The organism is Arhodomonas aquaeolei DSM 8974 (genome assembly GCF_000374645.1).
Classification (GTDB): domain Bacteria; phylum Pseudomonadota; class Gammaproteobacteria; order Nitrococcales; family Nitrococcaceae; genus Arhodomonas; species Arhodomonas aquaeolei.
This window is the reverse complement of sequence record NZ_KB894807.1, coordinates 128,361-145,668: the sequence shown is the minus strand read 5'-3', so window position 1 is coordinate 145,668 and position 17,308 is coordinate 128,361. Positions and strand designations below refer to the sequence as shown.

Annotated in this window: 17 protein-coding genes; 14 read left to right on the top strand and 3 right to left on the bottom strand. The window is 68.7% G+C overall.

Annotated features, from left to right (window positions below):
• Window positions 1-8: 8 nt before the first annotated feature.
• The 3 genes from paaA to paaX all read right to left on the bottom strand — a co-directional run bounded on the left by paaA (window position 9) and on the right by paaX (window position 2,967).
• Window positions 9-1,001 (bottom strand): 1,2-phenylacetyl-CoA epoxidase subunit PaaA, encoded by a 993-nt coding sequence (gene paaA, locus C516_RS0110040; RefSeq protein ID WP_018718253.1) that lies wholly within the window; start codon window positions 999-1,001, stop codon window positions 9-11.
• 252 nt (window positions 1,002-1,253) lie between these two features.
• Window positions 1,254-2,000: an SDR family oxidoreductase gene (locus C516_RS0110035; RefSeq protein WP_018718252.1), complete on the bottom strand. Its 747-nt coding sequence runs from the start codon at window positions 1,998-2,000 to the stop codon at window positions 1,254-1,256.
• Between the two features lie 43 nt (window positions 2,001-2,043).
• The gene (paaX, locus tag C516_RS0110030) at window positions 2,044-2,967 is read right to left on the bottom strand and encodes a phenylacetic acid degradation operon negative regulatory protein PaaX (protein WP_018718251.1); all 924 of its coding nucleotides are present in this window, start codon (window positions 2,965-2,967) and stop codon (window positions 2,044-2,046) included.
• 401 nt (window positions 2,968-3,368) lie between these two features.
• Between paaX and C516_RS0110025 the strand changes: the two genes are divergently transcribed.
• From C516_RS0110025 to C516_RS0109960, 14 genes are all read left to right on the top strand, one after another.
• Window positions 3,369-4,244, top strand: coding sequence for a branched-chain amino acid ABC transporter permease (locus C516_RS0110025; protein WP_018718250.1), 876 nt, complete (start codon window positions 3,369-3,371; stop codon window positions 4,242-4,244).
• Between the two features lie 3 nt (window positions 4,245-4,247).
• Window positions 4,248-5,189, top strand: a complete 942-nt coding sequence (locus tag C516_RS0110020; RefSeq protein ID WP_018718249.1) for a branched-chain amino acid ABC transporter permease — start codon at window positions 4,248-4,250, stop codon at window positions 5,187-5,189.
• Window positions 5,190-5,192: 3 nt separating this feature from the next.
• The gene (locus C516_RS0110015) at window positions 5,193-5,954 is read left to right on the top strand and encodes an ABC transporter ATP-binding protein (RefSeq protein WP_018718248.1); all 762 of its coding nucleotides are present in this window, start codon (window positions 5,193-5,195) and stop codon (window positions 5,952-5,954) included.
• Window positions 5,955-5,973: 19 nt separating this feature from the next.
• Window positions 5,974-7,320 (top strand): ATP-binding cassette domain-containing protein, encoded by a 1,347-nt coding sequence (locus tag C516_RS21690; RefSeq protein WP_018718247.1) that lies wholly within the window; start codon window positions 5,974-5,976, stop codon window positions 7,318-7,320.
• 157 nt (window positions 7,321-7,477) lie between these two features.
• A complete protein-coding gene (locus C516_RS0110005) occupies window positions 7,478-8,641 on the top strand; it encodes an ABC transporter substrate-binding protein (protein WP_018718246.1) in 1,164 nt (387 codons plus the stop codon).
• A gap of 99 nt (window positions 8,642-8,740) precedes the next feature.
• Window positions 8,741-9,691: an MBL fold metallo-hydrolase gene (locus C516_RS0110000; RefSeq protein ID WP_018718245.1), complete on the top strand. Its 951-nt coding sequence runs from the start codon at window positions 8,741-8,743 to the stop codon at window positions 9,689-9,691.
• Between the two features lie 12 nt (window positions 9,692-9,703).
• On the top strand, window positions 9,704-11,383 hold the full coding sequence (locus tag C516_RS0109995) for an FAD-dependent oxidoreductase (RefSeq protein ID WP_018718244.1): 1,680 nt from the start codon (window positions 9,704-9,706) through the stop codon (window positions 11,381-11,383).
• A 50-nt stretch (window positions 11,384-11,433) separates the two neighbouring features.
• Complete coding sequence (locus tag C516_RS0109990; protein ID WP_018718243.1) at window positions 11,434-11,640, top strand: DUF2783 domain-containing protein; 207 nt, start codon at window positions 11,434-11,436, stop codon at window positions 11,638-11,640.
• Between the two features lie 16 nt (window positions 11,641-11,656).
• Complete coding sequence (locus C516_RS0109985) at window positions 11,657-12,235, top strand: DUF2946 family protein (protein ID WP_018718242.1); 579 nt, start codon at window positions 11,657-11,659, stop codon at window positions 12,233-12,235.
• Between the two features lie 466 nt (window positions 12,236-12,701).
• Window positions 12,702-13,961 carry an amino acid ABC transporter substrate-binding protein gene (locus C516_RS0109980; protein WP_018718241.1) on the top strand — a complete coding sequence of 420 codons (1,260 nt, stop codon included), beginning with the start codon at window positions 12,702-12,704 and terminating at the stop codon, window positions 13,959-13,961.
• A gap of 45 nt (window positions 13,962-14,006) precedes the next feature.
• Complete coding sequence (locus C516_RS0109975) at window positions 14,007-14,879, top strand: branched-chain amino acid ABC transporter permease (RefSeq protein ID WP_018718240.1); 873 nt, start codon at window positions 14,007-14,009, stop codon at window positions 14,877-14,879.
• Between the two features lie 10 nt (window positions 14,880-14,889).
• The gene (locus tag C516_RS0109970; RefSeq protein ID WP_018718239.1) at window positions 14,890-15,852 is read left to right on the top strand and encodes a branched-chain amino acid ABC transporter permease; all 963 of its coding nucleotides are present in this window, start codon (window positions 14,890-14,892) and stop codon (window positions 15,850-15,852) included.
• Window positions 15,849-16,598: an ABC transporter ATP-binding protein gene (locus tag C516_RS0109965; protein ID WP_018718238.1), complete on the top strand. Its 750-nt coding sequence runs from the start codon at window positions 15,849-15,851 to the stop codon at window positions 16,596-16,598. Before C516_RS0109970 ends, C516_RS0109965 begins: the two co-directional genes overlap by 4 nt.
• The gene (locus tag C516_RS0109960; protein ID WP_018718237.1) at window positions 16,595-17,308 is read left to right on the top strand and encodes an ABC transporter ATP-binding protein; all 714 of its coding nucleotides are present in this window, start codon (window positions 16,595-16,597) and stop codon (window positions 17,306-17,308) included. The genes C516_RS0109965 and C516_RS0109960 overlap by 4 nt, the downstream gene beginning before the upstream one ends.

Sequence of the window (17,308 nt, the reverse complement as noted above, 5' to 3'; positions counted from 1 at the left end):
TGCGGGGGTCAGGCGGCCTCGCGCTCGCGGCGCGCGCGCTTCTCGGCGTGGACGCGGGCAGCCTCGCGGACCCAGGCGCCGTCCTCGTAGGCGTTGCGCCGGGCCTCCAGGCGCTCGCGATTACACGGGCCGTTGCCCTTGAGGACCTGCCAGAACTCGTTCCAGTCGATCTCGCCGTAGTCGTAGTGGCCCTGCTCCTCGTTCCACTTCAGGTCCGGGTCGGGGATGGACAGCCCCAGGTGCTCCGCCTGCGGCACGGTCTGGTCGATGAAGCGCTGACGCAGATCGTCATTGGTGTGGCGCTTGATCTTCCAGGCCATCGACTGCTGGGAGTGGACGGAGGCGCCGTCCGCCGGGCCGAACATCATCAGGCACGGCCACCACCAGCGGTTGAACGCGTCCTGGGCCATGCGCCGCTGCTCGTCGGTGCCGCGGCAGAGGTCGAGCATGATTTCGTAGCCCTGGCGCTGGTGGAAGCTCTCCTCTTTGCACACGCGCACCATCGCGCGGGCGTAGGGGCCGTAAGAGCAGCGGCACAGCGGGATCTGGTTGACGATCGCCGCGCCGTCCACCAGCCAGCCGATGCAGCCGATGTCCGCCCAGGTCGGGGTGGGGTAGTTGAAGATGCTGGAGTACTTCGCCTTGCCCGCGTGGAGGGCGTCGATGAGCTCCTCGCGGGACACGCCCAGGGTCTCGGCGGCGCTGTAGAGATACAGCCCGTGGCCGGCCTCGTCCTGGACCTTGGCGAGCAGGATGAGCTTGCGCCGGAGGTTGGGTGCGCGGGTGATCCAGTTGCCCTCCGGGAGCATGCCCACGATCTCGGAATGGGCGTGCTGGGAGATCTGGCGGACCAGGGTCTCGCGGTATTTCTCGGGCATCCAGTCCCGGGGCTCGATGGTGATCTCGTCGTCGATGCGCTCCTGGAAGGCCCGCTCCAGGCCCTCGAGCTCCTCGGACGACAGGACCCGGTCGCTGCCGGTGTCGACGAACTGACTGTACATGGCTACTCCTCCTCGGAACGGAAGCCGCGGCGGGACGTCCCCGTGCGCCGTTGGTTCACCCTGGTAATGATACAAGTCAAACGGCCCTAGTCAATTGTTTGTGTCATTTAAATGAGGCATGTCAAAAACCGGGCGAGGCCTCGCGTCTGGCGGGATATGGGCGGGAAGGGGGATGCTGCAACGCACGACGGCCCCGGGCGTTGCAAGACGCGCCGGGGCCGTCGCGGCGTGGCGGTGTATCAGTAGCGGGGGTTACTGGTCCTGGATCGTCGGGCGCACCAGGATCTCGTTGACGTCGACGTGATCCGGCTGGGTCAGGGCGTAGTGGATCGCCGAGGCGATGTCCGCCGGCCGCAGGATCGGTGAGCCGGGGGCGTAGAGGTTGTCACGCACCGCCTCGCGGACCTTGTCGTGGGCGATGCCCTCGGGCAGGTCGGTGTCCACGGCGCCGGGCTGGATGTCGGTGACGCGGATGTTGTGGCGGATGCCCTCGCGGCGCAGGCCCTCGGAGACCGCGCTCAGCCCGGCCTTGGTGGCCGAGTAGACAGCGGCGCTGGGGAAAGTCACCCGGGCGGCCACGGAGGAGATGTTGACCACGTGTCCGTGGCCACGGTCCGCCATCCCGGGCAGCACGGCGTGAATGGCGTAGAGTGCGCCACGGAGGTTGACGTCGATCATCCGCTCCCACTCGTCGATCCGGCCGCTGATCAGCGGCGACAGCGGCATCACGCCGGCGTTGTTGATGAGCGCCGAGGCGCCGCCGAGGTCCTCGATCTCGCGGCCCACGCGCAGGGTGTCCTCGCGGTCGGTGATGTCCATGGGCAGCACGTAGGCGGTGCCGCCGGCCTCCCGGATCGCGCGCTCCAGGGCGTTGAGGCGGTCGGTACGGCGCGCCGAGAGGAACACCGTCGCCCCCGCCCGGCTGAGCCGGTGGGCCGTGGCCTCGCCGATGCCGCTGCTCGCGCCGGTGATCCAGATCATCTTGCCGGTCAGTTCCATCGCCTTCTCCCGTCGTCGTTGTCGTGGGGGACGCCGCGCCGGCTTACTCCAGCCCGCCGAAGCGGCGGTAGAAGTAGGGCGCCGGCTCGGGCAGCGGGCCCTCCGCGGTCTGCAGTGTCTCGCTGAGATACGCCTCCGCCTGGCGGAAGGTGGCCCGGTAGAGGTTGCGGCACAGCAGCCGCGCGGCGGCGCCGTGCCAGTCCCCGGGCAGCACGTCGTCCGGCAGCTGGGGGTCGCGCAGCAGCAGCCGGCGGATCTCGTGTATGAGCAGTGTACGCACCAGGAAGCACTGCTGCGCGTCCAGGTGTCGGGCCGAGCGCACGGCACGCCAGACCGGGCGGAAGCGCTCGAGGAAGACCTCGTATTCCCGCGCCAGCGCCTCGAGGTTCCAGCAGTCGCGCACCAGGCGGTTCAATGGCCGGGAGGTGGGCAGCCCCTCATTGCGTGCGTGCATGATGATGACGTCGTTGTGCACCTCCAGGTCCTGGAGCACGGCGGTCAGCGCGTCCGTCGGCGGCAGGGGGTGGGCCAGCACCCCCGGTGCGAAGGTGCCGAAGCCGAGGGTGACCAGCTCCTTGCGCAGGGCCTCGCGCTGGCCGTTGTCGATCTGGGTGGTGATCACCAGCGTCCAGCTGCCGTCCCAGGCGAGGTGGGGCTCGGCATAGACGCGCTGGTAGGCGCGCTCGAAGCTGCGCCAGCCCGTGCGAGTGAGGCTGTAGTAGCTGCGCCGGCCGATCTGCTCGGAGGTCAGCCAGCCCTCCTTGGAGAGGCGGTAGACGGACGTGCGTACTAGCCTTGGGTTGAGGCCGAGCGGTGCCAGCGCCTTGATCAGGCTGCCGAGCCAGACGGTGCCGCCCCGGGGCGCGATGGCGTCGCCGTAGACCGTGATGATCAGCGAGCCGGCGCGGATCGGGCGGCGTTCCTGGAACTCGGCGACCAGCTCATCGATGACCTTGGAGCGTGCCATGCAGTGTCCTTCGTATCATTCTGTGATCGCATCGAGCCCGCGGCCGCTTCACCGTGGGAGGTGGTTCTGATACTTTTCTGGCGCCGCGTCGTTGCCCAATGTATCGTATCAACGACGCCGCCGCATCGCGGTTGACAAAAGGTTTCGTTCAAAAATATTGTGCGTTTCCGCCTTTCGCCCGGCGCAAGCGGCCGCAAGAGTCGCCATGGCGCGTTCGAGAATAAGTGATTTGCGGGGCGGCCGGGGCCCCGACGAGCAGCCGGGGAGGAGTGTCCATGGATTCGCCATCAGATCAGCCTGCCTGTCATTACCCGTCACCGCGCGCCCGGCCGGGCCAACCGTAATCCGCCGGCGTCGATTCGTATAGAGGGCGTGCCCGCGCCCGCCACGAGGGGAGAGCCATGCTCGGGGAGTTTCTGCAGTACCTGTTCTCGGGGCTGACCACCGGGGCCACGTATGCCCTGGTGGGACTCGGCTTCGCGATCATCTACAACGCCAGCCACGTCATCAACTTCGCCCAGGGCGAGTTCGTGATGATCGGCGGCATGGGCACCGTGATGATGATGGCCGCCGGCGTACCCATGCCGCTGGCCGTGCTCGGTGCCGTCGCGCTGGCGGTGATCGCCGGGGTGGCGCTCGACAAGCTCGCCATCGAGCGGGCGCGGGACGCGGATATCGTGCCGCTGATCATCATCACCATCGGTGCGTCGCTGTTCCTGCGCGGTCTCGCGCAGTACTTCTGGGGCAAGTCCTATCACTCGCTGCCCGCATTCACCGGCGACGAGCCGCTGAAGGTGCTGGGCGCGACGCTGCTGCCGCAGAGCCTGTGGGTGCTCGGCGTGGCGGCGGTGCTGCTGGTGGCGCTGGCGTTCTTCTTCAACCGTACCCTCAAGGGCAAGGCCATGCTGGCGGTCTCGCACAACAAGGACGCCTCGCGCATGGTCGGCATCAATCCCCGCTTCATCCTGATGCTCGCGTTCGCCCTGTCGGCGGCGCTGGGCGCGGTCGCCGGGATCGTCTCCGCGCCGATCACGCTCACCTCCTACGATGTCGGCATCATGCTCGGGCTCAAGGGCTTCGTGGCCGCAGTGCTCGGCGGGCTGGGCAGCGCGGTGGGGGCGGTGATCGGCGGGCTGCTGCTCGGCATCATGGAGGCGATGGCCGCGGGCTACATCTCCTCCGACTACAAGGATGCCGTGCCCTTCGTGATCATTCTGCTGGTGCTTTTCTTCCTGCCCAGCGGCCTGTTCGGCAAGCGTGGAACGGAGCGCGTCTGAGTCATGTGGAATCGTTTCCGGAATCCCTACGCCGGTCTGCCGGTGCTGGCCATCGTGCTCGCCGTGCTGCCGCTGGCGTTCTCCAACCCCTATCACTACGACGTGGCGATCCACGTGCTCATCAATGCGGTGGTCGCTGTGGGCCTGAACCTGCTGATCGGCTACGCTGGCCAGATCAGCCTCGGCCACGCCGGCTTCTTCGGCCTGGGCGCCTATACCACCGGGATTCTGAGCGGCGTCTACGGCTGGCCGCCGCTGCTGTCGGTGCTCGCCGCGCTGGTGGTGGTGGGCGTGCTCGCGTTCGCGGTCGCCCGGCCGATACTGCGGCTGTCCGGCCACTACCTCGCGATGGCGACGCTGGGCCTGGGCATCCTGATCTCCATCGTGATCTCCACCGAGGGCTGGCTCACCGGCGGTCCCGACGGGATGATCGTGCCGACGATCAGCGTCTTCGGCTGGGAGCTGTTCGGTGAGACGCGCTGGTACTGGGTGATGGCGGTATTGCTGCTGGTGGCGGTGTGGCTGGCGCTCAACCTCATCGACTCGCCGGTGGGGCGTGCGCTGCGCGCGGTGCACGGCTCCGAGGTCGCCGCCCAGGTCGCCGGGGTGAACACCATCAGCTACAAGGTGCTGATCTTCGTGGTCTCGGCGGTGTTCGCGGCGCTCATGGGCACCGCCAGCGCCCACTACTCGGGGTTCATCACGCCGGACCTGGCGGGCTTCTTCCACTCCATCGAGTTCGTGACCATGGTCGTGCTCGGCGGCATGGCCTCCACCTATGGCGCGCTCATCGGGGCGGTGATCCTTACCACGCTGCCGCAGCTGCTCACCGGCTTCGACGACCTGGAGATGGTGATCTTCGGCGCGATTCTCATGGCCGTGATGATCTTCATGCCGCGGGGGCTGGTGCCCACGCTGACCGCGCGGCTGCGCAAGGGGAGCTGAGCGATGAGCGCACTCATGACCGTTGAGGGACTGACCAAGACCTTCGGTGGTGTCAACGCGATCTCGGAGCTTTCCTTCGAGATCCAGCCTGGCCACATCCACTCGGTGATCGGGCCCAACGGCGCGGGCAAGACCACGCTGTTCAACCTGGTCACCGGCGTGTACACGCCCACGGAGGGCCGGATCAGCTTCGCCGGCGAGGATACCCGCGGCATGCCGCCCCACGCACTGGCAAGGCTGGGGATGAGCCGCACGTTCCAGAACCTGCAGGTGTGCATGAACATGACCGCGCCGGAGAACGTGATGGTGGGCCGCCACCTGCGGCTCGATCGCCGCTTCCTGCCGGCGCTCCTGCGCCTGCCCGCGGTGACCCGCGGTGACCGCGCCTGCCGCGAGAAGGCCGCCGAGCTCATGCGCTTCGTGGGGCTGGAGCGCTACCTGGACGCCGACGCGGATGCCATGCCCTACGGCGCGCTCAAACGCCTGGAGATCGCCCGGGCGCTGGCCGCTGAGCCCCGCATGCTGCTCCTCGACGAGCCCGCGGCGGGGCTCAACGCCAACGAGACCGCGGAGATCGACGCGCTCATCCAGCGGGTCGCCGAGAGCGGTGTGACCGTCGTGCTGGTCGAGCACGACATGAAGCTGGTGATGAACATCTCGGACCACATCCTCGTGCTGAACTACGGCAAGAAGCTCGCCGAGGGCTCGTCCGAGGAGATACGCCACAACCCTGAGGTGATCTCCGCCTATCTGGGGGCGGCGTGAGCCGGCTGGGGGAGAGGACATGACCGACGCGATTTCCGTCATACAGCGTGAGCACAACGGCATCTGGCGGGTGCTCGACACCGCCGAGGCCCTGGCCCGGGAGTACCGCGAGTCCGGCACACGGCCGGACCGGGCGCTGTTCGCCGCGATCTTCGACTACATCGAGCTCTACGCCGACCGCGTCCACCATCCCAAGGAGGACGACTACCTGTTCCGGCTGCTGCGTGCGCGCGCCCCGGAGAGCGCCGGCGTGCTCGACGAGCTGGAGGCCCAGCACGAGGCCGGGCCAGGGCTGGTCACCGATGCCCGGGTGGCGCTGGAGCGCTACGCCGCGGACCCCGCCGGCGAGGGCGAGGCCTTCCGCGAGGTGCTGGAGCGCTATCTCGCCTTCCAGCGCGACCACCTCCGCCTGGAGGAGAAGGAGGTCATCCCGCTGGCGCGGAAGGTGTTCACGGAGGCGGACTGGCGCGAGATCAACCGTGCCTTCGCCGACAACGACGACCCGTTGTTCGGCGAGCGTCAGCAGGACGCGTTCCGCGATCTGCACCAGACCATCGTGAACTACGCACCGGCTCCCATCGGTCTGGGTCTCACCCGCGAGACCCCGCAAGGCCCGGAGGCGGAGCGCTTTGCGCCGTCCGCGGCGCCGGCGGAGGAGGCGCTGCTGAGCGTCTCCGGGCTGGAGACGTATTACGGGCGTATCCAGGCGCTGCGCGGTGTGGACATCGAGGTGCCCCGCGGGCAGATCGTTGCCCTGGTCGGGGCCAACGGCGCCGGCAAGACCACGCTGCTGCGCACGATCTCGGGGCTGCAGCCGGTGACCAAGGGCACGGTGCACTTCCACGGCCGCGACATCACGCGCATGACCGGTGAGCGCCGGGTCGCCGAGGGTATCGCCCAGGTTCCCGAGGGCCGTCAGGTCTTCGGTCCCATGAGCGTTGAGGACAACCTGGTCCTCGGGGCCTACACCCGGGGTCGCAGCGCCGCGGTGACGCGGGATCTGGAGCACATGTACGAGCTCTTCCCGATCCTGCACGAGAAGCGCCACCAGGCCGCGGGGACGCTCTCCGGCGGCCAGCAGCAGATGCTCGCGATCGGCCGCGCGATGATGACACGTCCCCAGCTCATGCTCCTCGACGAGCCGAGCATGGGGCTGGCGCCGCTGCTGGTGGGCGAGATCTTCCGTATCGTCGAGCGCCTCAAGGAGGAGGGGATCACGGTGTTGCTCGTCGAGCAGAACGCCTCCGGTGCGCTGGCGATCGCCGATCGCGGCTACGTCATCGAGACCGGGACCATCACGCTCTCCGGCACGGGCTCGGAATTGCTTGCCGACGAGGAGGTCAAACGGGCATACCTGGGGATGTAGCTGCAGGAGATGCGGCCACGGCCCTTGACTTTAGTTTTGAGCGAAAATAGTTTGGTTGGCCATACAGCAATACCGCGCCAGCCAGGCTGGAAGCCGGCGGGTACCGGGACACCGGTCCGCCACCGTCGCGCCTAGCGCGGAAGCAGGAGGAGAGAGCATGTTGCATGCATTGCTGAAGAAGATCGGCCTGGCGGCCGCCGTCACCGGCGTCGCGGTCGCGGGGATGTCCAACGCCAGCGCCCAGCAGGACCCGATCCGCGTGGGCACGTTCCTGGCCGTCACCGGCCCGGCGTCGTTCCTCGGTGATCCGGAGCTCAAGACGCTCCAGCACTGGGTCGAGAAGATCAACAACCAGGGCGGCGTCGACGGCCGCCAGATCGAGCTGGTCCACTACGACACCGCCGGTAACGCCGGCAAGGCGCGGACCTTCGCCAAGCGCCTGATCACCTCCGATCAGGTCGATGTCATCGTCGGCGGTACCACCACCGGCACCACCATGGCCGTGATCCCGCTGGTGCAGCGCTACGAGATCCCGTTCATCTCCCTGGCCGGCGGTGTGCCGATCATCGATCCGGTCAAGAAGTGGGTGTTCAAGACCCCGCATACCGACCGCATGGCGGCGCGCAAGATCCTCAAGGACATGCAGGCCCGCGGCTTCGATAAGATCGGGCTGATCTCGGGGACCGGGGGCTTCGGCAAGTCCGGCCGCAAGCAGACCCTGAGTGTCGTCGGCGACTACGACATCGAGATCGTGGCCGACGAGACCTACGGTCCCAACGACACGGACATGACCGCGCAGCTGACCAACATCGCCAACACCGACGGCGTGGATGCGATCCTGAACTTCGGCTTCGGTCAGGGCCCCGCGATCGTCACGCGTAACTACGAGCAGCTCGGCCTGAAACTGCCGTTCTACCAGTCCCACGGCGTGGCCTCGAAGAAGTTCATCGAGCTCGCCGGTGAGGCCGCCAATGGTGTGCGCCTGCCCGCCGCGGCGCTGCTCGTCGCCGAGAAGCTTCCGGACGACGATCCGCAGAAGCCGGTGGTCACTGCCTACAAGAAGGAGTACGAGTCGACCTACAACGAGTCGGTCTCGACCTTCGGCGGCCACGCCTACGATGGCCTGATGATCGCCACGCAGGCGATCAAGCGGGCCGGCACCACGGACAAGGCCGCTGTGCGCGACGCGATCGAGCAGACCAGCGGCCTGATGGGCACCGGTGGCGAGTTCAACATGGGGCCGGACGATCACCTCGGCCTCGATCTCTCCGCCTTCCGGATGCTCGAGATCCGCGACGGCGAGTGGGAACTCGCCGAGTAACCGCGCCGCCGTGGACGCCGCCGGCGTCCACGGCCATCGCCGCGTCGCCGTCCGTGCGGCGCGGCCCCCTTTCCGCAACACGAATCTGGAGATGCTGTCATGGCCAAGCAATTCGCTTCCGCAGGCGATATGACCCCCAAGGAGATCACCTTCTCCGAGCTCGCGCCCGGTGCGTATGCATACACGGCGGAAGGCGATCCGAACACTGGCATCATCGTTGGCGATGACGGCGTCATGGTGATCGATGCCCAGGCGACCCCGATGATGGCCGAGGAGGTGATCAAGCGGGTCCGTCAGGTCACCGACAAGCCCATCCGCTACGTGCTGCTGACCCACTATCACGCGGTGCGCACCCTGGGGGCCTCGGCCTATGGCGCGGAGCAGATCATCGCGAGCCGCGACACCTACGACCTGCTCGTCGAGCGTGGCGAGCAGGACTACGCCTCCGAGCTCGGGCGCTTCCCGCGGCTGTTCCAGGGCGCGGACAGCATCCCGGGCCTGACCTGGCCGACCATGGTCTTCGAGGGCCACATGACCCTGTGGATGGGTGAGCGCCGGGTCGAGATCATGCAGCTCGGCCGCGGTCACACCAAGGGCGACACCGTCGTGTGGCTGCCCGACGAGAAGGTGCTGTTCAGCGGCGACCTGGTCGAGTACGGCGCCACCCCGTATACCGGCGACGCCTACCACCGCGACTGGCCGGACACCCTCAGCCGCCTGCGCAACCTGGAGCCGAGTGCACTGGTGCCGGGCCGCGGTGAGGCGCTCAAGACCCCGGAGGAATGCCAGAACGGACTCGAGGGCACGCAGTCGTTCATCAGCGATCTCTACGGCGGGGTCAAGCGCTGCCGTGCCGAGGGCAAGGACCTCAAGGCCACCTACGAGACCATGATCGCCGAGCTCGAGCCGAAGTACGGCCACTGGGTGATCTTCCGTCACTGCATGCCCTTCGACGTCAGCCGTGCCTACGACGAGGCTGGCGACTATCCGGATCCGCGCATCTGGACCGCCGAGCGCGATCGCGAGATGTGGGAGGCCCTCGAGGGCTGAGGGAGAGCGGTCATGCCGAAGTCACATCAGTGCCCGGTCTTCGACTACCGGCGCTCCCCCGACCAGGACGCCGGGCAGCCGGTCCGTCACCCGGTGGTGGTGGTCGGCGCCGGCCCGGTGGGCCTGTCGGCGGCCATCGACCTGGCGAGGCGCGGCATCCCGGTGGTGCTGCTGGACGCCGAGAACGGCGTCAGTGACGGCTCCCGGGCGATCTGCTTCGCCAAGCGCACGCTGGAGGTGTTCGACCGCATCGGCGGCGGGCAGCGGATGGTCGAGAAGGGCATCACCTGGAAGCACGGGCGGGTGTTCTTCGGCGACCACGAGGTCTATCACTTCGATCTGCTGCCCGAGGAGGGGCACCGCCGGCCGGCGTTCATCAACCTCCAGCAGTACTATGTCGAGGAGTACCTCATCGAGCGCCTCGATGCGCTGGCGGACGCCGACCTGCGCTGGTGCAACGAGGTCGTCGAGCTCGCCGAGCGCGATGACGGGGTAGTGCTCGGTGTGCAGACGCCGGAGGGGCGTTACGAGCTGGTCGCGGACTACCTCGTCGTCGCCGACGGGGCGCGCAGCCCGCTGCGCAAGCTCCTCGGGCTGCAGTCGAAGGGGCAGGTCTTCCAGGACCGTTTCCTCATCGCCGACGTGGTCATGGATGCCGACTTCCCCACGGAACGCTGGTTCTGGTTCGATCCGCCGTTCCACCCGGGGCAGTCGGTGCTGCTTCACCGCCAGGCGGACAACGTCTTCCGCATCGACTTCCAGCTCGGCTGGGAGGCGGACCCCGATGTCGAGCGCCAGCCCGAGCGGGTGATCCCGCGGATCCGTGCCATGCTCGGCGAGGGCGTGGACTTCGATCTGGACTGGGTCAGCATCTACACCTTCCAGTGTCGGCGCATGGAGCACTTCCGCACCTCCGCCCGGGTGTTTTTCGCCGGCGACGCGGCTCATCAGGTCTCGCCATTCGGTGCCCGCGGCGCGAACAGCGGCGTGCAGGACGTGGACAACCTGGTCTGGAAGATCGAGCGGGTGCTTGCCGGCCGCGGCGGCGACGCCCTGCTGGACAGCTATGACAGCGAACGGGTGGCCGCGGCGGACGAGAACATCCTCAACTCCACGCGCAGCACGGACTTCATCACCCCGAAGAGCCCGGTGAGCCGGGCCTTCCGTGACGCCACGCTGATGCTGGCCGAGGAGTTTCCGTTCGCCCGCAAGCTGGTCAACAGCGGCCGTCTGTCGTTGCCGGCGGTGCACGCCGACTCGCCGCTGAACACGCCGGACTCCGCCGACTTCGAAGGCCGGATGGTGCCGGGGGCCCCGTGTCTTGACGCACCGGTGCGCGTCGACGGCAATGAGGACTGGCTGCTGGCGTGCCTGGGCGACGTGTTCACGTTGATGGTCTTCGCCGACACGCGGCAGGGCTGCCCGGCCGGGGTGGTGGACGCCGTCGAGCGCGTCCGCGCCCACGAGCGGGACCTTCGCGTGCTCGTGGTGGCCGACGGGCCGGTCGCCGGCACGCCGGCGGACGCGGTGATCGTGGAGGACCCGCAGGGCCTGGCCGCGCAGCGCTACGACGCCCGTCCGGGCACGGTATACCTCATTCGCCCGGATCAGCACGTGGTCGCACGCTGGCGCGAGGTGGACGCCGCGCTGATAAACCAGGCGATAGACCGGGCCTGCGCGCTCGCGGCCTGAACGGTTGAACGGCGCGGCCCCGTCGACGGGGCCGCACGAGGAGGAGAGCGATGTCGACGCAGTACCTGCGGGTCGACCCGCGCCTGGAGCGCGGCGACGACGTCTATGAAGCCCTGGTGGAAATGCACCGGGACCTCGACGAGGAGCAGAGCCGGCTGGCCAACGCCCGGCTGATCCTGCTGCTGAGCAATCACATCGGCGACGCCGACGTACTCGACGAGGCGATGCGTATCGCCCGTCGCGGCGTCACGGAGTGATTGCGGGGGCGGCGTGATGGATGATTCCGTACGCCGCGCGATGGCCCGCTGGCCGGATGTCCCGGCCCTCGCGGGGTGGCTGCGCCTGGACCGGCGCGGGCGCTGGTGGATCGACGGCGGGCTGGTGGAGCGCGAGGCGCTCGCCGAGTTCATCGCCCGTAACTACCTTGCCGACGATAAGGGCCGTTACTATTTCCAGAACGGCCCGCAGCGTGTCTACGTAAGCCTCGATTACACCCCCTGGATTCTTCATGCCGACGGCCGTGGCGGACTCGCGACCCATACCGGCGATCCCGTGAACGGTGTGAGCGCTGCCTTCATCGACGAGGCCGGGGACACCCTGCTCGCCTTCGACCGTGGTGTCGGACTGCTGTTGGGCGACGCGGCGGAGTGGCTCGCGTCACGGCTGTGTCGCGCCGACGGCGCGGCCGCGGACGCCGATGCCGTGGACGCCGGGATCGAGGCCGCGGCGGCGGGCGGGGAGAGCGGGCTGTGTGTGGTCCTGGACGCCTCCGCCCCGGCGCCGCTGGCCGGGGTGCGCCGCACCGAGGTCCCGGCGCGTTTCGGCTTCGTGGCCGAGCCCTCCGCCGATTAGAACGACTGCCCGCGCCCCGCTCATGCCGCCCGGGGAGGCGTGAACCGCCGGGCCGGCGTCGTCCGGGGCCTTGCGGTCGCGGGGAACCGCCGACCCAAGGGAGTGGCCGGGATCGGCCGTTCGTGCCGGCCGGACGCCCCAGGCGTGCGACACGTCCGCCCGTCAGGCACCCGGTACCCGGCCTGCCGCCCGGTATTGCCAGCGATACCACCACGGTTGTCGCTTGGTAGGGGCAACCGGGCTCTGCGGTAGGTGTCGCGGTGAAACCCCGGTGACCCGCTCACTTAGATCGGGGAGGCGTGAAGCGCCTGCCTGACATGCCGCGCACGGTGCCATTCCGCAGGTCCTGAATCCCTTGCCGGGTCCTGCTGCGGCTTGTCAGTGCGCGAATCCGGCCTATCTTGAAAGGGGCGGCAACGTTTTCCTCAGAACGAACAAGACCCGCGCACGGGTAGGAGGCGTCATCATGGCCAGCAAGCTTTCCCGCCGCGATTTCCTCAAGACCTCGGCGCTCGGCGTCGGTGCGCTATCCGTCGGCGCCGTGGGCCGTGGGGCCCGCGCCCAGACACCGACCATCCGCTGCGGGGTGGTGACGTCGCTGTCCGGTGCCAACCGCTTCGGCGGCAACCTCACCCGGCGCGGCTACGACCTGTGGGCCGAGGAGATCAACAAGCTCGGCGGTATCGATATCGGCGGGACCCGATACAAGGTCGAGATGTCCTACGGTGACGCACAGTCCAACCCGGCCTCCGGTGCCTCCGCCGCCGAGCGGCTGATCGTCCAGGAGGAGGTGGACGTCATCTTCGGGCCCTACACGTCCGGGGTGACGCTGGCGGTGCAGCCCATCTGCAACAAGTACCGCGTGCCGATGATCTCCGGCTCCGCCGAGTCGCCCAAGGTCTGGGTGGACAAGCCGCCGTTCAACTTCGGCATGATTCCCGCCGTGGACCTCTCATCGGGCAAGTCCCTCGGGGTGATCGCGGATTCGGTCTCGCCGCGGCCGGAGAGCGTCGGTGTGGTCGGCGTCAACGAGCCGTTCTCCGACGACACCGCCAAGGGCTTCCGCGATGGCGCCGAGCCCGCGGAGCTCGAGCTCACCGGTTTCGAGCTCTTCCCGGCCAAGGCGGACGTCACCCCGGTGGTGACCAAGCTCAAGTCGCAGAACCCGGATATCGTTGCCGTCGGCGGTCACGAGGAGGTGCTGATCAACTTCGTGAAGGCGGCGAAGTCGCTGGGTTACCGGCCCAAGGCGATGGTCATGCACTACGGCATCACCGCGCCGGCGTTCGCCGACCAGCTGGGTGCGGACGCCAACGGCGTCATGGGCATCTCGCTGTGGACACCCGGCGTGCCCTACAGCGACGATCTGTTCGGCAGTGCGGCGGACTACGACAAGCTCTCCTACGCCCGCTGGGGCAGCCACCCGGACTACACCGAGGCGGCCTGCTCGGCCAGCGGTCTGGTCCTCCAGGACGCCGCCGCGCGCATGGGTAAGGCGCCGCCGTGGAACCGCAGCGACCGCGAGGCCCTGGCCAAGGCCATCGAGGCCACGGACATCGAGACCTTCTACGGACCGGTGGCATTCGAGACCAAGGGCGATCACTTCCACAACAATACCCGTCCGGTGCCGGTCGTGGTGCAGATCACCGACGGCAAGGTGGTGCCGGTCGCCCCCGCCGACGCGGCCGAGGGTGATATCGTCTACCCGCTGCCGGCCTGGTCCTGAGAACGACGGGCGGCATTCCTGACGGCGACAGCGGGAGGCAATCGGGTGGATCTGTTCCTGCAGGCGCTGGCCAACGGCGTGCTGATCGGCGGGATCCTGGCGTGCCTGACCATCGGCTTCCAGCTCACCTTCGGGGTGCTCCACGTCATCGACTTTGCCGTGGGCGGCTGGGTCATGCTCGGCGGCTACGCCGGCTACTGGGCGCTGACCCTGCTGGGCCTGGACCCGTTCATCAGCCTGCCGCTGGTGGCCGTGGTGTTCGCGCTGGTGGGCCGGGCGCTGGGCCCGCTCATCTACCACGTGCGCACCAGCCGCTACGCACGCCCCGACCTCATGGCCCTGGCGCTCACCTTCGGTATCTTCATCTTCATGCGCGGTGGGGCACTGTGGCTGTGGTCGTTCAACAGCCGCAACGTGGACACCGCCATCGCCGGCCCGGCGATCCAGCTCGGGCCGGTGGCCCTGCCGGTGCTGCGGGTGGTGGCCTTCGCCGCTGCCGCGGCCCTGAGCCTGGCGGTGTTCCTGTTCCTCTACCGGACCCGCTTCGGGCTGGCCGTGCGCGCGGTGGCGCAGAGCCGGGAGAACGCCGGGCTCATGGGGGTCGACGTGCCGAGGCTCTCGGCCCAGGTGTACGCGGTCTACACCGGGCTGACCGCCGGGGTGGGTGTGCTGCTTGCGACCATCTACTCCGTCAATCCGGACGTGGGCGTGCGCTACACGCTGTTCGCCTTCTTCGTCGCCGTGCTCGCCGGCCTCGGCTCGGTGGGCGGGGTGCTGGTGGCGGGGCTGTTCCTCGGTGTGGTGGAGTCGCTGGTCGCGATCTACGTCGGCATCAGCTACTCCCACCTGGTGATCTTCGGTGCGCTCTACGCGGTGCTGCTGATATCGCCGCAGGGCATCCTCAGGCGCGGGCTGTGAAGGGGGGCGAATGGGGCTGACACGATGGCTGGCCGGGGTGATCGTCGTCGCGGTGCTCGCTGCCCTGCCGCTGGGACTGGACGCCTACTCGCTGCGGATCGCCACCGGGGTGTGCATGTGGGCCGGGCTCGCCTGCGCCTGGAATATCGTCGGCGGCTACGCCGGCTACATCAGCTTCGGCCACTCCGCGTTCTTCGGTATCGGCGCCTATGCCACGGCACTGCTCATGCAGCGGGGGATGGACTGGCCGTTCTTCGCGACGCTACCGGTGGGGCTGGTGGTGGCCGCCGGCGTTGCGGCGGTGATCGGCGCGCCGACCATGCGCCTGCGCGGCTCCTACTTCGCCATTGCGACCTGGGCGTTCGCGGAGATGCTGCTCCAGCTCGTCAACGTCCTCGATGTCACCGGCGGGCCGGGGGGGCTGTCGGTGCCGCCGTATCTCAACGAGCACTTCTTCTACTACCTCATGCTCGCCGCAGCGGTGATCGCCTACCTGGCGGTCTGGGTGCTGGTGGAGCGCTCGCGTTTCGGCTTCCGGTTGCGGGCGCTGCGCGATCACGAGCCGGCGGCGGAGGCGCTGGGTATCCGCACCACCCTGGTGAAGGTTCAGGCCTTCGCGCTGTCGGCAGGTATCGCCGCGGTGTTCGGCGGGATCTACGCCTACTGGGTGACCTTCATCGACCCGATGTCGGTGATGGGCGGCGAGATCACCGACCAGATGGTGGTGATGGTGCTGCTCGGGGGGCTCGGTACCGTCTGGGGCCCCGCGCTCGGGGCAAGCCTGCTGTGGCTCACCAACCGCATGGTCTGGTCCGCGCTGGGTGACACGGCGATCTACCTGCCCATCCTCGGCGTGATCATCGTCGCGGTGGTGCTTTTCCTCCCCAACGGGCTGGTGAGTCTGCTGCCGGGGCTCGGACAGCTGCGCCGGCGCGGTCACCGCCTGCTCACGGGCATGGTGCGCAAGCTATGAGCACGGTGACGGATACACGTACGCACACGGACGAGCCCCCGGCGCTGGCGGTCGCGGGGCTGAGGCGCCGTTTCGCCGGCATCGTCGCGGTCGACGGCGTGACCTTCGACGTCGACCGCGCCGAGGTGCTCGGCCTGATCGGGCCCAACGGCAGCGGCAAGTCCACGCTGTTCAACCTCATCGCCGGCGCGCTGACGCCGGACGGCGGAACGGTGCGGCTCGGCGGGCAGGCCGTCACCGGCTGGCCGGCGTGGCGGGTGGCCCGCGCCGGGCTCGGGCGGACGTTCCAGATCCCCTCGCTGTTCGGCAACATGAGTGTCCACGACAACCTCCTGGCGGCGAGCTGCGAGGGGGACTGGCGGGGCGCCCCGGAACGCGCGCGGCAGGCGCTCGCGCTTCTGGAGATCGACCACGTGGCGGGGAACCTCGCCTCCGAGCTCTCCGGCGGGCAGCAGAAGCTGGTGGAGTTCGCCCGCGTGTACATGCGCTCGCCGCGGGTGGTGCTCCTCGACGAGGTCACCGCCGGGGTGCACCCGAACATCCGCGCCATCATCCTCAACGCGGTGCGCGCCATGCAGTTGGATGGCGCCACCTTCCTGCTCATCGAGCACGACATGGAGCTTGTCCGCGAGGTCTGCGACCGTATCATCGTCATGGACTTCGGCCAGGTCGTCGCGGAGGGCAGCTTCGAGGAGATCGCCGGCAACGCCGAGGTCCGGCGCGCGTACCTGGGACGGAGCGAATGAGCGAATCGCTGGAAGTCGAGGATCTGGTCACCGGCTACGGCAAGCAGGAAATCGTCCACGGCGTCTCCCTGGCCGCACGCCCGGGCCGGATCACCTGCATCTTCGGGCCCAACGGCAGCGGCAAGTCCACCGTGATCAAGGCCATCGCCGGCGCGCTGCCGGTATGGTCCGGCGAGATCCGCCTCGCCGATCGCACCCTGAGCGGGCGGCGCGTGCACGAGATCGTGCGCGAGGGCGTCGTGCTCATGCCCCAGGGCGGCGGCGTCTTTCCGCGTCTGAGCGTGGAGGAGAACCTGCGCATGGGCGGCTACTCCATCGCCGACCGTCACTGGGTCGACTCGCGTGTCGAGGCCCTGATCGGTGAGTTCGAGAACCTCGGCCGGCGCCGCCATGTCGCCGCCGGCTCGCTGTCCGGCGGCGAGCAGATGATGGTGGCCATCGCCCGGGCGCTGGTGCCCGAGCCCCGCTTCGTGCTCCTCGACGAGCCCTCGGCGGGGCTGTCGCCGGCGATGGTCCACGACACCATCGAGCGGGTGCGCACCCTGCGCGACCGCGGTGTCGGCGTGCTCATGGTCGAGCAGAACATCCGCGAGGCGCTTCCCGTGGCGGACCATATCTATGTCCTCGCCGGCGGCCGCCGCCAGTTCGGCGGCTCGCCGGAGCAGATCCGCGACGACGCCCAGCTCATGAGCCTGTACATGGGCGGCTGA

Bases quoted from the DNA above. Each gene is read 5' to 3' on its own strand.
- paaA (WP_018718253.1), bottom strand. From the start codon at position 1,001: ATGTACAGTCAGTTCGTCGACACCGGCAGCGACCGGGTCCTGTCGTCC.
- C516_RS0110035 (WP_018718252.1), bottom strand. From the start codon at position 2,000: ATGGAACTGACCGGCAAGATGATCTGGATCACCGGCGCGAGCAGCGGC.
- paaX (WP_018718251.1), bottom strand. From the start codon at position 2,967: ATGGCACGCTCCAAGGTCATCGATGAGCTGGTCGCCGAGTTCCAGGAA.
- C516_RS0110025 (WP_018718250.1), top strand. From the start codon at position 3,369: ATGCTCGGGGAGTTTCTGCAGTACCTGTTCTCGGGGCTGACCACCGGG.
- C516_RS0110020 (WP_018718249.1), top strand. From the start codon at position 4,248: ATGTGGAATCGTTTCCGGAATCCCTACGCCGGTCTGCCGGTGCTGGCC.
- C516_RS0110015 (WP_018718248.1), top strand. From the start codon at position 5,193: ATGAGCGCACTCATGACCGTTGAGGGACTGACCAAGACCTTCGGTGGT.
- C516_RS21690 (WP_018718247.1), top strand. From the start codon at position 5,974: ATGACCGACGCGATTTCCGTCATACAGCGTGAGCACAACGGCATCTGG.
- C516_RS0110005 (WP_018718246.1), top strand. From the start codon at position 7,478: ATGTTGCATGCATTGCTGAAGAAGATCGGCCTGGCGGCCGCCGTCACC.
- C516_RS0110000 (WP_018718245.1), top strand. From the start codon at position 8,741: ATGGCCAAGCAATTCGCTTCCGCAGGCGATATGACCCCCAAGGAGATC.
- C516_RS0109995 (WP_018718244.1), top strand. From the start codon at position 9,704: ATGCCGAAGTCACATCAGTGCCCGGTCTTCGACTACCGGCGCTCCCCC.
- C516_RS0109990 (WP_018718243.1), top strand. From the start codon at position 11,434: ATGTCGACGCAGTACCTGCGGGTCGACCCGCGCCTGGAGCGCGGCGAC.
- C516_RS0109985 (WP_018718242.1), top strand. From the start codon at position 11,657: ATGGATGATTCCGTACGCCGCGCGATGGCCCGCTGGCCGGATGTCCCG.
- C516_RS0109980 (WP_018718241.1), top strand. From the start codon at position 12,702: ATGGCCAGCAAGCTTTCCCGCCGCGATTTCCTCAAGACCTCGGCGCTC.
- C516_RS0109970 (WP_018718239.1), top strand. From the start codon at position 14,890: ATGGGGCTGACACGATGGCTGGCCGGGGTGATCGTCGTCGCGGTGCTC.
- C516_RS0109965 (WP_018718238.1), top strand. From the start codon at position 15,849: ATGAGCACGGTGACGGATACACGTACGCACACGGACGAGCCCCCGGCG.
- C516_RS0109960 (WP_018718237.1), top strand. From the start codon at position 16,595: ATGAGCGAATCGCTGGAAGTCGAGGATCTGGTCACCGGCTACGGCAAG.